The following is a 15,473-nucleotide window of genomic DNA, read 5'->3' on the forward strand; positions in this document are numbered from 1 at the left end:
ATGGCGCCGCTCTCCATCGCCCCGCTCGCAAGCACCAGCCCGACCGCCGCCGCGGAAATGGCGGTCTGCGGCTTACGGGCAGGGCTTTCGTCCTGCAGAGACGCGGATGCGTGGGTCCTTCACGATCCCCGCCTCTGGCTGGGGATCGCCTTCCACTCGCTCATGGAAAAGGCGCGGCGGGGATTGGCCGGACCCGCTCTCGTGGCCGCCTGGAATGAAATCGTGGAGCGGTTCGCTCAAGAGGCCGGCCTGCACCAATTCGATCGCAGGTTCGCCAGCGCGGTTCATTGGCCAAACTACTATTTGGCCGAGGAGCGAGCAATCAGCGCAGCGGCCGATCTTGCCGCGAGATCAACCCCGCCCCACGCCCGTCCAGCGAGCGAACAGCAGCCGACTTCCGGTACAGAGAAGAGGCTTGTCGCCCGGTCGGGCCGGCTGGTCGGCCGCCCCGACCGCTTCAACAAGCACGCCGTCACAGACTACAAGTCAAACTTGCCCGACCAGACAACGGCCGCCGGATCCGAAATTTTCCGACGAAACCGCCGGCAAGTTCAAATCTACGCGGCGATTATCGCCGAAGTTTGCGGCTTCTGGCCCGAAAAGGGCATTCTTGCTGCGGCTTCCGGAGAACTAATCGAGTTCGATCTCAATCCGACAGAGTGCGACGCTGAGGCCGATCGCGCAGTGCATGATCTCGAAGCTTGGAATCGAAGACTGGCGTCGGCTCGGCAATCTGCGGATATTGCAAGTCCGTCGGCGCAAGCATGTCAAAACTGCAAATTTCAGCTTCTGTGTCCCGCATTCTGGCCGTGGCTCGCACAACATCAGGCAGCCGGCATGCCTCTGAATAATGTCGCCGTCACCGGCCGATTGAAATACGTTCAGCTAGGCAATGATGGCGACGTACAGACCGTTGCACTGGAGGGCGCATCTGCCAGCGTTCCCCAAATTGCGACGCCTAGTCTAGTTACCCGCCGTTCGATACATGGAGACCTATCGCAAAACCCGGTCGGCGCTGAATGCAGGATCGTGGGCGCCGAACTTCGCCGCGATGGACGCCTGGTCGCCGGCATGCGGACCGTTCCAATGCCGATAGACCAGATACCCGAGATCGTCATTCGTGCGGACGCGACACGTCCGCTGGATGAGGTCCAGGTTGCCTAAGCTTCGAAAGCTTCTCGCTCGGAGCAAAAGAGCTCCCTTGAGCAGGAGCGAAGCGATGTCGCGGATTCGCTCGACGGGTACGACGCCGGAGCGCGTGGTCCGACGGCTTCTCACCCAATCCGGCATCAAATACCGGATGAACGTTCGCGACCTTCCCGGGAAGCCCGATTTTGCCAACAAACGACGGAAGTTCGCAATCTTCGTGCATGGCTGTTTTTGGCACTCACATGACAGCTGTTCGCTTGCTTCGGATCCAAAATCGAACCGTAGCTATTGGCGGCCAAAGCTTGAAAGAACGAAGGCTCGAGACCTTGCACACGCGGAGAGGCTCAAAGAACTTGGCTATCGGGTGCTGATCATCTGGGAATGCTCATCGCGCAAACCCGAAATTGCCGCCGCGCAAATCGCCGACTTCTTCAAGAACGCTCTTACGCGATAGCTTTCAGCGCGCTCGCTTGTTCTGCCGCCGCTTCAAGAACTCCCTCGCCGCCTGCTCCATCACGTCCCAAGCGGCCCGATGCTCCTCGATCGCGACCTGCTTGATGTCCGCGATGACCTCTTTGTCCATCATCGCCAGGAACGTCACACGGTCGCCGATCGGCGTCCGCTTGCCCCTTTTCGGCGCCTTCTTCTTCCCAACCATCCGCCCATCCGCTGCGCAATAAGCCTCCGTTAACCATAAGGCTGGGCTGGCCTGGGCGCCAGAGACGACGGCCAGTCTTATATAAGACGCCCGTCCCTTCTTATATAAGAAGAACGCGCTAACCGCTTGACTCGAGCTGACCTTCCTGCTCTTAATGTTCTTGTTTCGTTCTCATGTTGAGTGGTTAGCGTCGTGATGTCGAGTGTGCTGCAGGACTGGAGGCTGGGGCTGATCGAAGCCCATTCCGACCTCTTCCGCTCGCCAGCGGGCGCTCCTGAGGGGGCGGAGGGTTACCCGGAGTGCGGCCCCGGCTGGCGCGACCTCATTGACCGCTGCTGCGTCCGGATCCGGGCGGCGGTCGCAGCCGACAGCGGCAGCTTCCGGTTCACGCAGATGAAAGAGAAGTACGCCACGATCAGGATGTACTGGACCGGCCGTCTCTCTCCGGAAGCGAGCGCCCACGTCGAGGAGGCGATCGATCTGGCCGAAGCCCGCAGCGCCTGCACGTGCGATGTGTGCGGCCAGGCGGGCGTCCTCCGGACGGGCGGGTGGCTGACCACCCGCTGCGACCTGCATGCGGAGGGACACGCCCCCGCCGAAGTCCGGCCCGGCTTCGAGAACATCCACATCATCCAGTACGGGCTGGGCGCGCAGCGGCGGATCGTGTGCCGCCGCTACGACCGGGAGGACGACGCCTTCGTGGACGTCGACCCCACCTCGCTCGGCATCGAGGAGAACTGAGATGGCCACGTTCCGCTGCCGGACCTGCCACCAGGAAGACGCCGCCGTCTACGACGCGTCCCGCCACGCCTGCCCTCGCTGCGGCTCGCGCGAGGTGCAGTTCGCGATCGGCATCGACGAGATGCCCGACCCCCTGATCGACGCGATCCTCGAACTCGCCGACGGGGCCGAACCCCTCGATCGCGATCGCGAGGAGGACTGACCATGCGCCTCTGGGTCATGTCGGACATCCACCTCGAGCTGACGCGCGGCTGGGACCTCCCGCCCGCCGAAGCGCGTCCGGATTTCGACGTGATGATCGTCGCCGGCGACTTGATCCCGCGCGCCGAGCGCGGCGTCGGCTGGCTGCTCGAGCGCGTGCCCGGCCGGCCCGTTGTCTATGTCATGGGTAATCATGAGCCGTACGGGGAAGACATCGATATCGATCTTGAGAAAGCCCGAACCGCGGCAGCCGGCACGAACATCCACGTCTTGCAGAACGACACCGTGCGCGTCGGCAACGTCATTTTCGCGGGCGCGACGCTGTGGACGGACTTCGCCCTGCACGGGGACCCGCACGGCGCCATGGTCCTCGCAGGCGACCGCATGAATGACTTCAAGAAAATCCGACGCAACAGCTACAAGGAGCGCTTCCTGCCGCATCACGCGCTGACCCGGCACGTCAAATCCTGGGCGTTCTTGGAGGCCGAAATGCGTAAGCCGCGCGGCCAGGACCGCCTGGTCGTCGTCACGCATCACGCGCCGGTGCGCCAGATGTCATCAGCCGCTTCGCGTCGGGGCATCGATTACGCGCTCGACCCCGCCTACCGCAGCGATCTGACGCGACTGATGGTGCCGGCGCCCGACGAGGGACGCGGGGCGTTGCGCCCCGCCGACCTCTGGCTCTACGGCCACACCCACGAGTCCTTCGACGCCGTGATCGGCGAGACCCGGGTCGTATCGAATGCGAAGGGGTACGGGCCTTGGGCGCCCTCCATGCGCACCTGGGACAATCCGCACTTCGACGAACGCCTCATCATCGAGATCTGAAAGGGACCGGCCCATGACCGACATCGACAATCAGAAGCACCCCGAAGCCAACCCGCCCCTCCACGTCCAGGTTTCGAGTGTTTCGTCATGTTCAGGCCCAAGCCCCGCCCCCGCCCCGACCTCTTCGTTTCCGCAAAAGCGCCCGTTCCGATCCCCGCGCGACACCCTGCTCTTCGAGAAGCGCTGGTCCAGGCGTCGCTCGATCCGGCGGTCCGGTCGATCCGCCACATTCCGTCGTCGCCTGTTGCGTCCGCACCGCTAGAGCCGGTCGACGTCGACGCCGTCGTTCTCACGAAGGACGACGGCCGCTTCCACCTCGACGTGGTGCCGGCCAGGCAGGTCAGGGATCTCGACGACGAGGGGCTGGTCCTGATCGCACTGCGCGAACTGGAGCTCAAGCCGCTGGTCGTCACGGCCGATGAGCTCCATCGCGAGCCCCGCTGCAGCAACTGCCGCATCGTCTGGCCGAACCGCGGCCGCTTCGTGCCGGTGGGCCTGCGCATCCGTATTCTACAGATCCTGCGCGACGACGGCCCGATGGAGCTCATCCGCCTGCTGGAGAGCGTCCGCTCAGACACCGACCCGACGCCCTCGGTACTCTCCCTCGCCTGCGACGACCTTCTCGAGATCGACCTGGTGTCCCAGCCGCTCGGGCCGGCGACCATCGTGAGGGTGCGCTCGTGAAGAGAATGAAGCCCATCCCCGTACCCAAGCGGCTCGTCGTCCTCCAGCCGAACGAGCCCATCATCCTCAATCAATCGTTCGAAAAAGCGACGCGTAGCTACATGGACAAGCACAAAGCGAATCAGGACGCGGACGTCGCCGCCGAGGACGATCCGGATTTCGACATGGAAGCGGAAGAGCCCGAGCCGGCGCCCCCGCCGCGCGTCCGGCGCTCCCCCGCACTGGCCGCCGTGGTCGGCGCAGCGTTCGACGCGGCGGTGCCGCCGCAGTTGCGGCGCCGGCTCCAGCATGCCAAGGCGCTGTGCGTTCTGGTTCAGGTCCCCTCGCCGGCTTGGGTCGCACCCGTCGCAGCCCATTTCCGCAAACGGTTCGGCAGCCGCTGGGTGCATGAAGCCCGCGACGGCTCCATCCGCACAGCGCACCAGAGCACGATCGGCTCCAGCAAGATCGCGCAAGCGCTGTCGCAGGGGCACTGCGTGGTCGGCATCGCCGCCGATCCGAACATCTTGCCGCGAGCGCTGATTGCGGCCGTCGACGTCACCATCGAACTCGCAACGCCCTCGGGATCCGCGCTTCGCAACGCCATCCACCGGTTCGGCGGGCGCGCCCCTGAAAGGATCGATAGCGGAATCGGAACAGGTCTCGACCTCGACGAGATCGTCGCCGCATTTCGTCCGGGTTCGGGCCCCCAACGCATCGCCGATCGCCTGGCGGCGGCCGCTTCCGCACTACGCGGCGTAGTCCGCAGCGAGCGCGTGCCGCGCTTGGAAGACGCCATCGAGTATGGCGCAGCGAGGACCTGGGGACTTCAACTGGCTCGCGACATCGAGGACTACCGCGCCGGGCGCCTCCCTTGGGCCGAGATGCAGAAGGGAATTGTCCTGCACGGCGAGCCTGGAACGGGGAAATCCCTCTTCGTTCAGTCATTGGCGAAAGCCTGCGGCGGCCTTCCGGTCATCAGCACGAGCGTGCCGGACTGGTTCAATCCCAAAGGGTATTTGGATGCCGTGCTTCAATCAGTCCGAGCAGTTTTCGACAGAGCCGCATTGCTGTCGGCCTCGACCTCGTCATCCTCCCGGGGGCTTTGCCTCATCTTCATCGACGAGCTGGATGCCGTCCCCAACCGGGCAAATTTGGATCCGCGGAACGCCGACTATTGGACCCCCGTAATAGCAGAGCTGAATCTGAGGTGCGACAATGCGACCGACGGCCGTCGCGGCCAAATACTGATCGCCGCCACCAATAATCTAGGCGCCATCGACGCCGCCCTGCGGCGGCCCGGGCGTTTCGAGGTGGCGGTCGAGATCGAACGGCCAGATCTCGCAGGCACGTTGAACATCCTGAAGTTTCACGCCGGCGAACTGAGCGAGCCCGACCTGGCAGAGATCGCCGCGATGGCCGTCCGCTCCACGGCCGCCGAGATCATGCATCTCGTCCGCGAGGGCCGCCGCATCGCCCGTCACGCCGGCCACGCCTTTTGCATCGACGACCTGCGCGCGGCGATGCTGCAGACCGACGACGACACGCCACCTTCGGCCGACTGGCGCACCTCCGTCCACGAAGCCGGACATGCCGTCGCCGCCCTCGCGATCCCCTACGGCAAAGTGCTTCATTGCGTGGTCGGAGCCCGCGGCGCGTCGCCCAATCGCACGATGATCGACTTTACGGGCGACGACCTGCCGACCCGCGCCATGATCGAGGATCGTGTGGTCATGCTGCTGGCCGGCCGCTCCGCCGAACGGGCGATCCTCGGCGCCGAGTGTGCAGGCGGCGGTGGCGACGAGACCTCCGACCTGGCCGCGGCCACCCGCGACATCTGCTCCATCCACGCGGCCTGGGGTCTCGGAGGCACCGCGACCTATCTCACGCCGCGAAACGAGGCGATCGACACGCTGCGGCTCGACTATGCGCTGCGGGCCCGCGTCGACGCCGACTTGGCAACCTTGCAGAAGCGGGCGGATGCCTTGATCCTGCGACATCGCGCGGCGGTTCTCGCCGTCGCGGAAGCGCTGCGCGCCAAGCGGTATCTCACCGGCGACGCCGTCCGCGCGATCTTCGACGCCAACTCGCCCCGGCGGCGGGGCCGGAGAAAGGTCTCCGCATGACGACCTTTCTCCGTGAGCGGACCAGCCGTCCGACGGCGCCCATCGAGGGGCTCGGGATGGTTTTGGGGCGCCCTGACCGCCCTTCCTCCGGTCCTCGGGAGGTCCGCGCGGTAGGATTCGCCCCGCCCAGCCGGGTTGCGCACAGCTTTTCCCCAGAAAATCACGCCATGTTGATCGGGGTTCCGCAGCGCCTTCACAGAGCCCGTAGCGGCGTGAAACCGCGTCGTCGCTGGGCGCAACAGTTCAAGGACTCGATCTCAAGGACTCGAACGACGCAAAAATCGTCACGCGGCCGCGTGACGAAAATTCCGCTCGCGCGCTTCGCCGACTCGCTCCGCCAGTTTTTCAAGGATTCGATCACGAACGAACCGCGGCGCCGGCGGCACGAAACGCCGCCGCATGCAGCCGGTCAGCGCCGGCCTCGGCCGGTGACGCCCCGAAAAACTTCGTGACTCTTTCGAGAGCGATCGCCACCGTGAACCCGACCCAGCGAAAGGAGCAGCCACCGCGACAGAACCCCCAAACGAAAAAGGCGACGCCGTTTGCCCGGCGCCGCCCTTCGTGAGGGAAAATCGAGAGGGACGAACCCGACACGACCAACCGCCACAGAACCCCCGTAGCTGACCAGTTTCGGCTCGGGAGCGCAATAGTCGCGTCGGGCCAATCCCTCCAGATCCCCGCAATTCACCGTCAACGCCCGGAACCCAAGTTCCGGGCGAACGGCGGAGGCTTGCCGGGCGCGGCCGACCACCATGAGCCAGAACCGACCCCAACTCGAGTCCGTCCGCATCGTGCGCGCCCAGGGGGGCGGGCCGATCCGCACCATCGTGGAGGCGGCCAAGAGCATGCCCTGCGGCGATTTCCCGTCGCTGAAGGCCGGCCGCGCGATTCCCTGGGAGGGCATCGAACGCCGCTTCGTGTGGACCTTCGAGGCCCGTTGGGACGTGAAAACCTACATGTCCCAGCCGTTCCGCTTCGAATTCCGCATGAGCGACGGGTCCACGCTGTTCTACTTTCCGGACTTCGAACTGGTGCTCGACGGCGACGAGATCGAGATCGTCGAGATCAAGAAGACCGAGGCGGAGACCCGCCGCGACCCCCACTATGCCTTCAAACTGTGGCTCGCCAGGCGCGTCTGCGAGAAGCGCGGCTGGAAATTCCGCGTCCTCACGGCCGATGAATATCTGGCTGACGGCCACCTGCTCGAAAACGCTCAGCACATCCGGATGAACAGAACCGCCGCCATCACCGCGGAGGACTACATCCGGCTCGGCGAAGCGTCCCGCCGCCGCTGCGGGGGCACGATGACCTGGGCGGATGCCGTTGCCGCCCTCAGCCGCACGGACGATCCCTGGAGCCGCGACGGCCTCGCCCGCCTCCACGCGCTGATCGTCCGCCGCTACGTCCGCGTGGACATCACCAGGCGCATCACCCAGCGCACGCCGGTCGAAATGACCGAAGCCTCCGCCATCGAGCTCGGGAGGTAGGCACGCCATGTCCACTCTCGACATCGATCCCGGGATTCTGATCCAGCACGACGCCAAGGGCCTCATCCGCTTCCTGCGCTGGGACAAGAACAACGTCATGGTCTTCAAGCCGCTCAAGGGCGGCAAGGAGATTTCGATCCCGGAGCATGATTTCGTCGAGACGCATGGCCGCCGCAGGCTCCGCCTGATCGAGCAGGATGGCGAGGGCAACCCCATCCAGCTACGCGAGTTCGGCCCCGGCGAGGACTGGACCGAAGAGGACGACCCCGAACAGGCGAAGCTCACCGAAGAGGGGCGCCGGGCGCTCGCGCTGCAGTTCTACGTTCAGAAGGCCGACGAGGCCGGAAGCGTCTCCCTGGGTGACAAGGGTCTTCAGGAGTTCATCAATCTCTGGCGCCCCGTCGCAATCCAAAAGGGCTTCGAAGAGAAGGAGCCGGATCCGACCCAGACGAACGGCGGCAAGTCGCCGAGGAAGACCTTCCGCGTCCAGGTCGCCAGGCTGCGCCACTGCATCAAGCGGTGCGGCAGGCCGGGCGAGCGGCCGCTCGCGGCGTTCAGATCGAACAAGGGTAAGCACACGAAGCGGAAGCTGCCTCCCCAGGTGGATCAGGCAATCGACAGCGCCGTCGCCCACTACTACGAAAAGCGCTCCCACCGTTACCAAGACGCCTACTCGCATCTGGATGGCCTGATCAAGGCGCTCAACGGCAAACGCACGGCAAACCGCCACTTCGCCCTGCCGGCCAGGGAGATCCTGCGCCGCCGCATCGACCGCGCAATGACGTTCGACAACATGGTCCGCAAGTACAGCCGGAAGGAGGCTTGGCAGAAGATCCACGGCCATCGCGAGCACATCTCCGCAAAGAAGCCGCTCGAGCTCGTCATCATCGATTCGACGCCGCTCGACGTCTACTGCCTGGACACGGAGACGCTGCTTCCGCTCGGACGCCCGCATCTGACGGTGTGCATCGACGTCTATTCCCGCATGGTGCTGGGATATTGCATCACGTTCGAGCCGCCCTCGCTCTACTCGGTGCTGCTGTGCCTGAAGCGGGTCAACAAGAACAAGCGGTACGTCTCCCGAATTTACCCCCAGATCACGCGTCCGTGGGACGGCTGGGGGCTGCCGACGGAGATTCTGCTCGACCTCGACTGGTCGCACAAGGCGCCGTCCTTCCGGCATTCGATGCGCAATCTGGGCACCGAGGTCCACTATGCGCCTTCGAAAACCCCGCAATACAAGGCGATCTGCGAGCGCCTCTTCCTGACCATCAAGACGAAGCTCATCGAAAAGCTTCCGGGTTCCAGCCAGTACAACATCTACGTCATGCGCCAGATCGGCCTCGATCCGAGCAAGGAGGCCCTCGTCACGCTGGCCGACCTCGACGAGGGCATGCACGAATTCATCGACGTCTACAATTACGAAAAGCACAAGGGCATCGACGCCGTGCCGGCGCGCGTATGGCACGACGGACTCGTCATCCAGCGCCGGCGTTGGATCAAGGACGTCTCCGCTCTCGACCACGTTCTCGGCCGCGTCGAGAAGGCTTCGATCTCTGGCGCCGGCATCACTTTCAAGAACATGCAATGGCACGACGAGAGCACCACGACGATGCTGCTCAACGATCTCGTTCGCTACGAGACCAAGCGCACGCAGCCGAAGGTGCCCTACGGACAGTCGCGGGCGAATGTCGTGATCAAGTGGAATCCGGCCGACGCCAGCTCGATTTCAGTCTGGAATCGCGGCGGCGAGCCACATCCCTACTGGGTTTCCCTGCCGAACGCAGATCCGCAATTCCTGCCGGGACTGTCCTTCTGGCATCATGAGCGGCTGCGAGAGTTCGCCGAGGAGCGCAATCTGAAGTTCAGCACCGTCGAGCAACGCCTCGACGCCTATAATCGCCTGCGCAACTACTGCCGCACGCTCGCCGGCGAGATGCCGATGCGCCAATCCCGGCAGGCCAGGCGCACGCTGGCCTGGTCGCAGGGCCAGTTCGACGACACCCCGATCAACGATCCCGTCGAGATCACCCTCGACGACATCATCGACGTCGAAGCCGAGGCATCCACCGCCGGCCTCAACAAGGTGGAAGCGGAAGGGGTACCCGACCAGCTCGCGGCGGAGCTGCTCGACCGCGCGAACGAGCCGCCGAAGGGCCGCACCCCCAGCAAGATCACGACCGCCAAGGCGCAGCGCACGAAGAAGCGTAAGAACGCCGAGGCGGAGCAGGCCGAACACGAGGCCTACGTCAAGAAAGTCCGCGGTGATCCGACCGGCGATCCGAAATCCCGCGGCACCCCCGTCCCCATCGATGACGACGACGACGAGGGCTGGGGCGTGGCGCCCGCTGATCCCCCGGCGCGCGACGAGCAGATCGACAGCAATTCCGCTGACGATGAAGGCTGGTAACAGCAGAAGGAACTTGAGTACATGCGTAACTTCATCAGCAAGATCATCCAGCGCCTGCGCGGCTTCGTGAACCGCGGTCCTCGCGACGCGACCGAAGAGACGGTTGTTGGCGATACGATCCCCACCGTCGAGGAGAACATGCCGTTCAGCACGGAAGCTCAGCAGTCGGAAGCATGGAAACTGCTGAAGCAGCACTGCGCCGAGCTCGCCGAGCCTGCCGCTTTCGCGACGGTCGACATCAAGACGACCCAGGATCAACGGGCGTCGATCAAGGATCTCCCGCTCGCGGGACGTGAAAAGCGCCCGCGCGGCCGCAAGCCGAGCAAGACTGCGCTCGCGAAAGCGAAGCGCACGAAGGAGCGCAACGCGGCCGCCAGCACGAAGGTCGCCAAGCGCGTTTCCAAGACCAAGCGCAAGTAAAGGGCGACGCCATGAAGAACACCGACATCGAGGCCGGCATCGACCGGCTGGCGCGCTTCGACGAAATCATCATCGAACACCCGCGGCTCGCCAAAATCCGGGAGAAGGTTGCGTGGCTGCTGGGAAACACCGGCAGCGTCGTCGCGGCCAACGAGGTCCGCCGCGCGGCTTCCAGAAACCGGCCGTTCAAGAAGCGTGAACTCTGGGTCCTGCCCATCGTCGGCCCTAGCGGCGCGATGAAGAGCACGTCGATCGGCAAGGTCGTCGACGAGATCAACGCCGACGAGCGCTACCCGGAAGGCGACATCCCCGTGCTCTTCGTGACCATGCGCGGGGTCAAGAACGCGCGTGCGTTCCTCTCGCTCGTCATCGAGCACTACGGAGATGCCGCCAAGGAAGTCCTGCCGGGCTCCGGCCCCATCAACGCGCAGGTCGTCTCGCGCGGCATCTATCACCTCGCCCGGGAGAAGCACACGCTCCTGCTGGTCATCGACGAGGCGCACGAGATGCTCCGGCACGACGGCGGCAAGACCGGCCACTCCATGGCGATGCTGATCAAAACGCTGGTGAACGAAGGCATCTTTTCTGTGATCCTCGTCGGCACCCACGAGATGCTCCGACTCTTCCGCTCGAAGGAGCTCAAGTCGCGCACCGTCGCCGACGAGGACGCGACCTTGCGCCCGTTCGACATCAAGAAGGAGGCTGATCGCAAGTATTTCTTCCGCTTCCTGCAGCGCATCGAGGACGAAATGGTGCAGAGAGGCGTCGTCGCCGAGCCGCTCGGCTGGGTCTCCAGCCTGGAGGACCGCGCCAAGATCTACGACATGAGCGAAGGCGTGCCGGGCATCGCCTGCCGGGTGCTGCGCATGGCGCTCGAACGCGCTCTGCGCAAAGGCCGCACGTCGGTTGCCTGGGAGGACTTCGAGAGCGCGTTCCGCGCCTTCAACGCCACCGAAGAGCACCCCCTGTTCGACCCCTTCGCCAAAGGCCCGCACAAGGAGACCTTGGGTCGCCTCAAGATCGAGGCCGAAGCCAAGAAGAAGCCGCCCGGACAGGGCCGAGAGGCCGCATGACGCTCGTCCGCCCCCTCCGGAAGTTCATCGCGACCGTCGGCGCTCCGTTCGCCGACGAAAGCCTGCGCGGCTATCTCGGCCGCGCGCTGTCGGTCACGGCCGTCCGGAACGTCGCTACGCTGCTGAAGCTGGCGGATGCCACCAAGCCGAACGCGGTCGCGCTCGCAACCACGCTCACCGACGAAAGCGAGATCGAGCGCGTCGCGGCGCTGATCGGCTGCACGCCCGCGGACATCCGCGCGCGCACCTACGAGACGGGCGAAATCGCGCATTCCGGCTCCGAGTCCATCGATTTCTTCGGCACGCCGGTGCGGCTTCACTTCCGCGAAACCCGGTATCGCCGGGTGTCGCCGCGGGCGCTCGAGATCGCACAATATCATCGCGCGGTCTGGGAGCTCCGCCCCATCGCGTTCGATCCGCAGACCCGCGAAAAGCTTCTCGGCATCTGCCCGGCTTGCGATCGCAAGCTCGGCTGGCTGCGCGCCGACGTGCCGACCTGGTGCGACAAGTGCGATCAGGACCTCCGCGACTTCCCGCAGCCGGTCTCGCCGGTGGAAGACGAGGAAGCCTATGCCTTCGTCGCCGGCCTGGTCGATCCGGATCCCGCCAAGAAGGAAGCCACGCGCCGCCTGCTGCCGGAGAACTGGAGCGCCTTCTCCAACGGCGACCTGTTCGAGACCGCCGTCGCACTGGCGAGCGGCCTTACGCTCGATCCCGCGCAGCAGGCCAAGGGCGCCCAGGGCCGCAGCCGCCGCAGCGAACAGTTCGAGGCCCTGACGCCGGAACTGCTCGCCCTTGCCGGCCGCGCCATCATCGGCGGCGACGCCGGATTCGCCGCGCTCGCGCAGCGCTACCGCGACGACATGGAAAGGCGTCCATTGCACTACGGCCGCCGCAAGGAGCTCGGTCCGCTCGCCTACATCACCTACGACAGACACATCGAGCCGGGCATCCGCGATCTGCTCGGCTCCCTGATCGACAGCAACATGCAGACCACGTGTCGGGACTATGCGCTGCGCAAGGGACCCGACGCTGACGAGGCGATGCTCGCGATCGACGCCTTGGCGAAGACCTTCGGCGTCCGCCGCTCGATCCTGCAGCGGCTCGCCGAGAGCGGGCTTGTCCAGGTGGCACGCGCGGATGAGGCGCTCCGATCGCCGGTGCGCATGGCCGCGCGGGACGTCGCGCCCCTGATCGAGCAGATGAAGAACGCCATCGGCGAGAACGAGGCGGCGGGCATCCTTGGCCTGCCGCTCTCGGTGCTGCCGAGCCTCGCCGACCGTGGCCTGATCGAGCGCCTCGAAGGCGCCGTCCGCGGGCTCGTGCCCGGCTATTGCGGCTACACCAAGAGCTCGGTCGAAGCGCTCATGGCCAAGATCTGGTCGGCGGTCCTGCCGAGCCAGGGAAAATGCTGCTCGATCGCCGTCGCCGCCCGCTCGCTCGGCCCCGGCGAGACGCCATGGTCTGCCGTGATCTCCGCCATCGTCGCCGGCGACGTGACCATCCGCGACACCGGTGCGAAGCGCCGCAACGTCCGCTTCAGCCTCGCGGTCGAGGACACCGCCGCCTTCGTGGCCGGGGTGAACAAGCACCTGCGCGGAGCGGCGGCCCCGGCCCTGCCGCAGTGGATCGCCCAGTCGACCGCCGCGGAAATCCTTCAGGTCAACGTCGCCTTCCTCTCCCGCCTGGCCAACCTGCGCCCCGACCTGCTGCCGCAGCGGGGGCCCGGCTACACACCCTACCTGGCGAACGACGTGCAGGCCCTCGCCACCCAGTACATCTTCGTGCCCGAGATCGGACGGCGAGCCGACATGCATCCGCGGCGGGTCGTTTCCTGGCTGCGCTCCGAGAATGTGCTCCCGGCGCTGTCGCTGCAGGAAAACCGGGATTTCGCGTACGACCGCTCCGCCGTCGAACCGCTGCTCATGCAAGCGATTGGCGAGACCGCCGCGAAGAAGACCCTGCTGAACGATGCGCCCGAAACCGTCCGCACCAGGTTCATCGCCGCGGTCGCCGCCGGCGCCGGACCGAAGGCAACCGCGGCGGCGATGGGCCTGCCCTACCGAAAGGCCAAGCGCTGGTTCGAGGTCTGGCGCGAGACCGGTGCCGTGGCGGTCCGCAAGTTCGGAAAGGTGCCGAAGCTCGACGACCACGAAACCTTCCTCCGTCAGATCGTCGCCGAGCGGCCGACCATCAAGCTCGCGGAGATCGGCGCGGCTCTAGGCGAACGCGGAGTGAGCGCGAGCCCAACCGCGATCTGGAACGCGCTCGAGCGCTTCGAAATCCAAATTGCGGGCCGGCGCCGCCGGGACACGCCCGCAAGCCCCGCGGAGTAGAATCAAACCCAAGGAAAGGACTCCCAGAATGAAGTTCAACAAAGACATTTCCGCTGCACAGGTGACGCGAGAGAGACAGGCCTGGAGCGTCGAATGCGTGAAGCTCGATGTAGCAGGCAGAGCCCCGCACATGCTGCTGGCGATCGACGTTCATACGCGCCAGCCGCAGGTCAAGGTGATGCGGTCCGCTGCCGCCAAAGACATCGCCTTTGCGCTAGATCGGCTTTTCGGACAGTCAGAACCGCCGCGGCAGATTTGGATCGACCATGGATTCGACCTCTCGGCGCTCAGACACTACTCCCTGCAGCACCGCGTGGAGGTCATTCACGTCCCGCCGTCCCTCCGGTGGAAGGCGCTGTCGGAACCGATCATCAGAGACCTCCACGCGGCCGTCTACCACTGGCATTTCTCGAGCCTCAATGAGCTCGATGCCGGCCTTCGAACTTGGTGTCGACGCTACGCTGTCGGACGGCGCCACTAAGCGGCCGAGGCGAGCCTCCCACCGTGATCCGTTCCCCGATTGAGACCGACCACGGAGAGAACTGCCGCAGCGTTGTGCACAGGCCCCTCGGAACAGGTGGACAAGCGTCAGCCCCGCCGAATGCGAATCCCTGACCCGTGCTAACCGCCCGGAACGAGCAGGCGGGCGGAAGGATTCGTCCAGGCAGGAGCGTTTTCGATGCTGATGACGAAAGAACGACGGCCGGCGATCCGGACACTGCGCGGGTGGGCCATCTCGGTACTTCACGAGGCCGGCGCCATCCGCGAATGCGAGGAGCACGGCTGGGCGCAGGACCGCGCCGACCCCCATGCCCGCGAGCGCGCATTCGAAACCGCCAGGCAGGATCCGCCACCCGGAGTTTCTCCGGACGAGGCCGTCGCGGAAGTCCGGCAGGTGCTGGATTCGATCGGAGACACCTGCCCCGACTGCCCGCCGGAAGCCTAGCCGCGGTAGCGCCTTTCTTCGACGTCCAACTTCATGCCGCTTGCCGTCCCGGCAGGCTATCATGAAGCCGTTCCAGCAGCCGCTGCTCGCGCTCGATCCTGCTCAGATACAGTTCTCGCTCCTTCTCGGTCTTGGCGCCGGCAAGCAGCAGCCGATAATGAGCGATGACCTTCTCGCTGCCGCGGATCAGCATCTCCCGCAGACCGCTCATGGCACGGCCCCCGTCGTGGCGGACAGATCCGGCCTCGGGGGCATGGTGAGCGCGATGGGAAACGTCTGGGACGTCAACGTTTCCAGCGCCGCGCTCTCTTCCGACAGGCGGCGCTCGATGAACTGGCGCTCGATGTCCGAGAGCCGCGTCTTTAGAAGGCTGCGGTAGCGGTGGATGTTGTTGCGGTGGGCGCGGATGCGGGCAAGGTTCTCGTCGAGCATCTT

17 protein-coding genes are annotated in these 15,473 nt (G+C 65.4%); 14 read left to right on the plus strand and 3 right to left on the minus strand.

All coding sequences use genetic code 11. The features are described 5' to 3' along the window. Positions 1–1,164, plus strand: coding sequence for a PD-(D/E)XK nuclease family protein (locus JQ631_RS28580; protein WP_212332608.1), 1,164 nt, complete (start codon positions 1–3; stop codon positions 1,162–1,164). Beyond that, on the plus strand, positions 1,145–1,603 hold the full coding sequence (locus JQ631_RS28585; protein ID WP_212332609.1) for a very short patch repair endonuclease: 459 nt from the start codon (positions 1,145–1,147) through the stop codon (positions 1,601–1,603). The genes JQ631_RS28580 and JQ631_RS28585 overlap by 20 nt, the downstream gene beginning before the upstream one ends. A 3-nt stretch (positions 1,604–1,606) precedes the next feature. On the opposite strand, the gene JQ631_RS28590 is transcribed toward JQ631_RS28585, so the two are convergent. Continuing rightward, positions 1,607–1,807, minus strand: a complete 201-nt coding sequence (locus tag JQ631_RS28590; protein ID WP_212332610.1) for a hypothetical protein — start codon at positions 1,805–1,807, stop codon at positions 1,607–1,609. Positions 1,808–2,002: 195 nt separating this feature from the next. On the opposite strand from JQ631_RS28590, the gene JQ631_RS28595 reads away from it, so the two are divergent. The 12 genes from JQ631_RS28595 to JQ631_RS28650 all read left to right on the plus strand — a co-directional run bounded on the left by JQ631_RS28595 (position 2,003) and on the right by JQ631_RS28650 (position 15,038). Next, complete coding sequence (locus tag JQ631_RS28595) at positions 2,003–2,548, plus strand: hypothetical protein (RefSeq protein WP_212332611.1); 546 nt, start codon at positions 2,003–2,005, stop codon at positions 2,546–2,548. Position 2,549: 1 nt separating this feature from the next. Next, positions 2,550–2,750, plus strand: a complete 201-nt coding sequence (locus JQ631_RS28600) for a hypothetical protein (RefSeq protein WP_212332612.1) — start codon at positions 2,550–2,552, stop codon at positions 2,748–2,750. Between the two features lie 2 nt (positions 2,751–2,752). Further along, positions 2,753–3,577, plus strand: a complete 825-nt coding sequence (locus JQ631_RS28605; RefSeq protein ID WP_212332613.1) for a metallophosphoesterase — start codon at positions 2,753–2,755, stop codon at positions 3,575–3,577. 87 nt (positions 3,578–3,664) lie between these two features. Then, on the plus strand, positions 3,665–4,261 hold the full coding sequence (locus JQ631_RS28610; RefSeq protein ID WP_212332614.1) for a hypothetical protein: 597 nt from the start codon (positions 3,665–3,667) through the stop codon (positions 4,259–4,261). A gap of 5 nt (positions 4,262–4,266) precedes the next feature. Continuing rightward, positions 4,267–6,366 (plus strand): AAA family ATPase, encoded by a 2,100-nt coding sequence (locus JQ631_RS28615; protein WP_212332616.1) that lies wholly within the window; start codon positions 4,267–4,269, stop codon positions 6,364–6,366. Between the two features lie 752 nt (positions 6,367–7,118). Beyond that, positions 7,119–7,853: a TnsA endonuclease N-terminal domain-containing protein gene (locus JQ631_RS28620; protein WP_212332618.1), complete on the plus strand. Its 735-nt coding sequence runs from the start codon at positions 7,119–7,121 to the stop codon at positions 7,851–7,853. A gap of 7 nt (positions 7,854–7,860) precedes the next feature. After that, on the plus strand, positions 7,861–10,263 hold the full coding sequence (locus tag JQ631_RS28625; RefSeq protein WP_212332620.1) for a TnsB C-terminal domain-containing protein: 2,403 nt from the start codon (positions 7,861–7,863) through the stop codon (positions 10,261–10,263). Between the two features lie 21 nt (positions 10,264–10,284). After that, positions 10,285–10,683, plus strand: a complete 399-nt coding sequence (locus tag JQ631_RS28630) for a hypothetical protein (protein WP_212332622.1) — start codon at positions 10,285–10,287, stop codon at positions 10,681–10,683. Positions 10,684–10,694: 11 nt separating this feature from the next. Beyond that, positions 10,695–11,756, plus strand: coding sequence for an ATP-binding protein (locus JQ631_RS28635; RefSeq protein WP_212332624.1), 1,062 nt, complete (start codon positions 10,695–10,697; stop codon positions 11,754–11,756). Continuing rightward, complete coding sequence (locus JQ631_RS28640; RefSeq protein ID WP_212332626.1) at positions 11,753–14,092, plus strand: hypothetical protein; 2,340 nt, start codon at positions 11,753–11,755, stop codon at positions 14,090–14,092. Before JQ631_RS28635 ends, JQ631_RS28640 begins: the two co-directional genes overlap by 4 nt. 28 nt (positions 14,093–14,120) lie before the next feature. Beyond that, positions 14,121–14,573 (plus strand): hypothetical protein, encoded by a 453-nt coding sequence (locus tag JQ631_RS28645; RefSeq protein WP_212332629.1) that lies wholly within the window; start codon positions 14,121–14,123, stop codon positions 14,571–14,573. Positions 14,574–14,771: 198 nt separating this feature from the next. Further along, entirely contained in the window at positions 14,772–15,038 is a 267-nt protein-coding gene (locus JQ631_RS28650) for a hypothetical protein (protein WP_212332631.1), read from the plus strand. Positions 15,039–15,069: 31 nt separating this feature from the next. Here the strand turns inward: JQ631_RS28650 and JQ631_RS28655 are convergent, their stop codons facing one another. Then, on the minus strand, positions 15,070–15,249 hold the full coding sequence (locus tag JQ631_RS28655; RefSeq protein ID WP_212332633.1) for a hypothetical protein: 180 nt from the start codon (positions 15,247–15,249) through the stop codon (positions 15,070–15,072). Then, positions 15,246–15,470, minus strand: coding sequence for a hypothetical protein (locus JQ631_RS28660; protein ID WP_212332634.1), 225 nt, complete (start codon positions 15,468–15,470; stop codon positions 15,246–15,248). Before JQ631_RS28660 ends, JQ631_RS28655 begins: the two co-directional genes overlap by 4 nt. Positions 15,471–15,473 lie beyond the last annotated feature (3 nt).

Source organism: Bradyrhizobium manausense (assembly GCF_018131105.1).
GTDB lineage: Bacteria > Pseudomonadota > Alphaproteobacteria > Rhizobiales > Xanthobacteraceae > Bradyrhizobium > Bradyrhizobium manausense_B.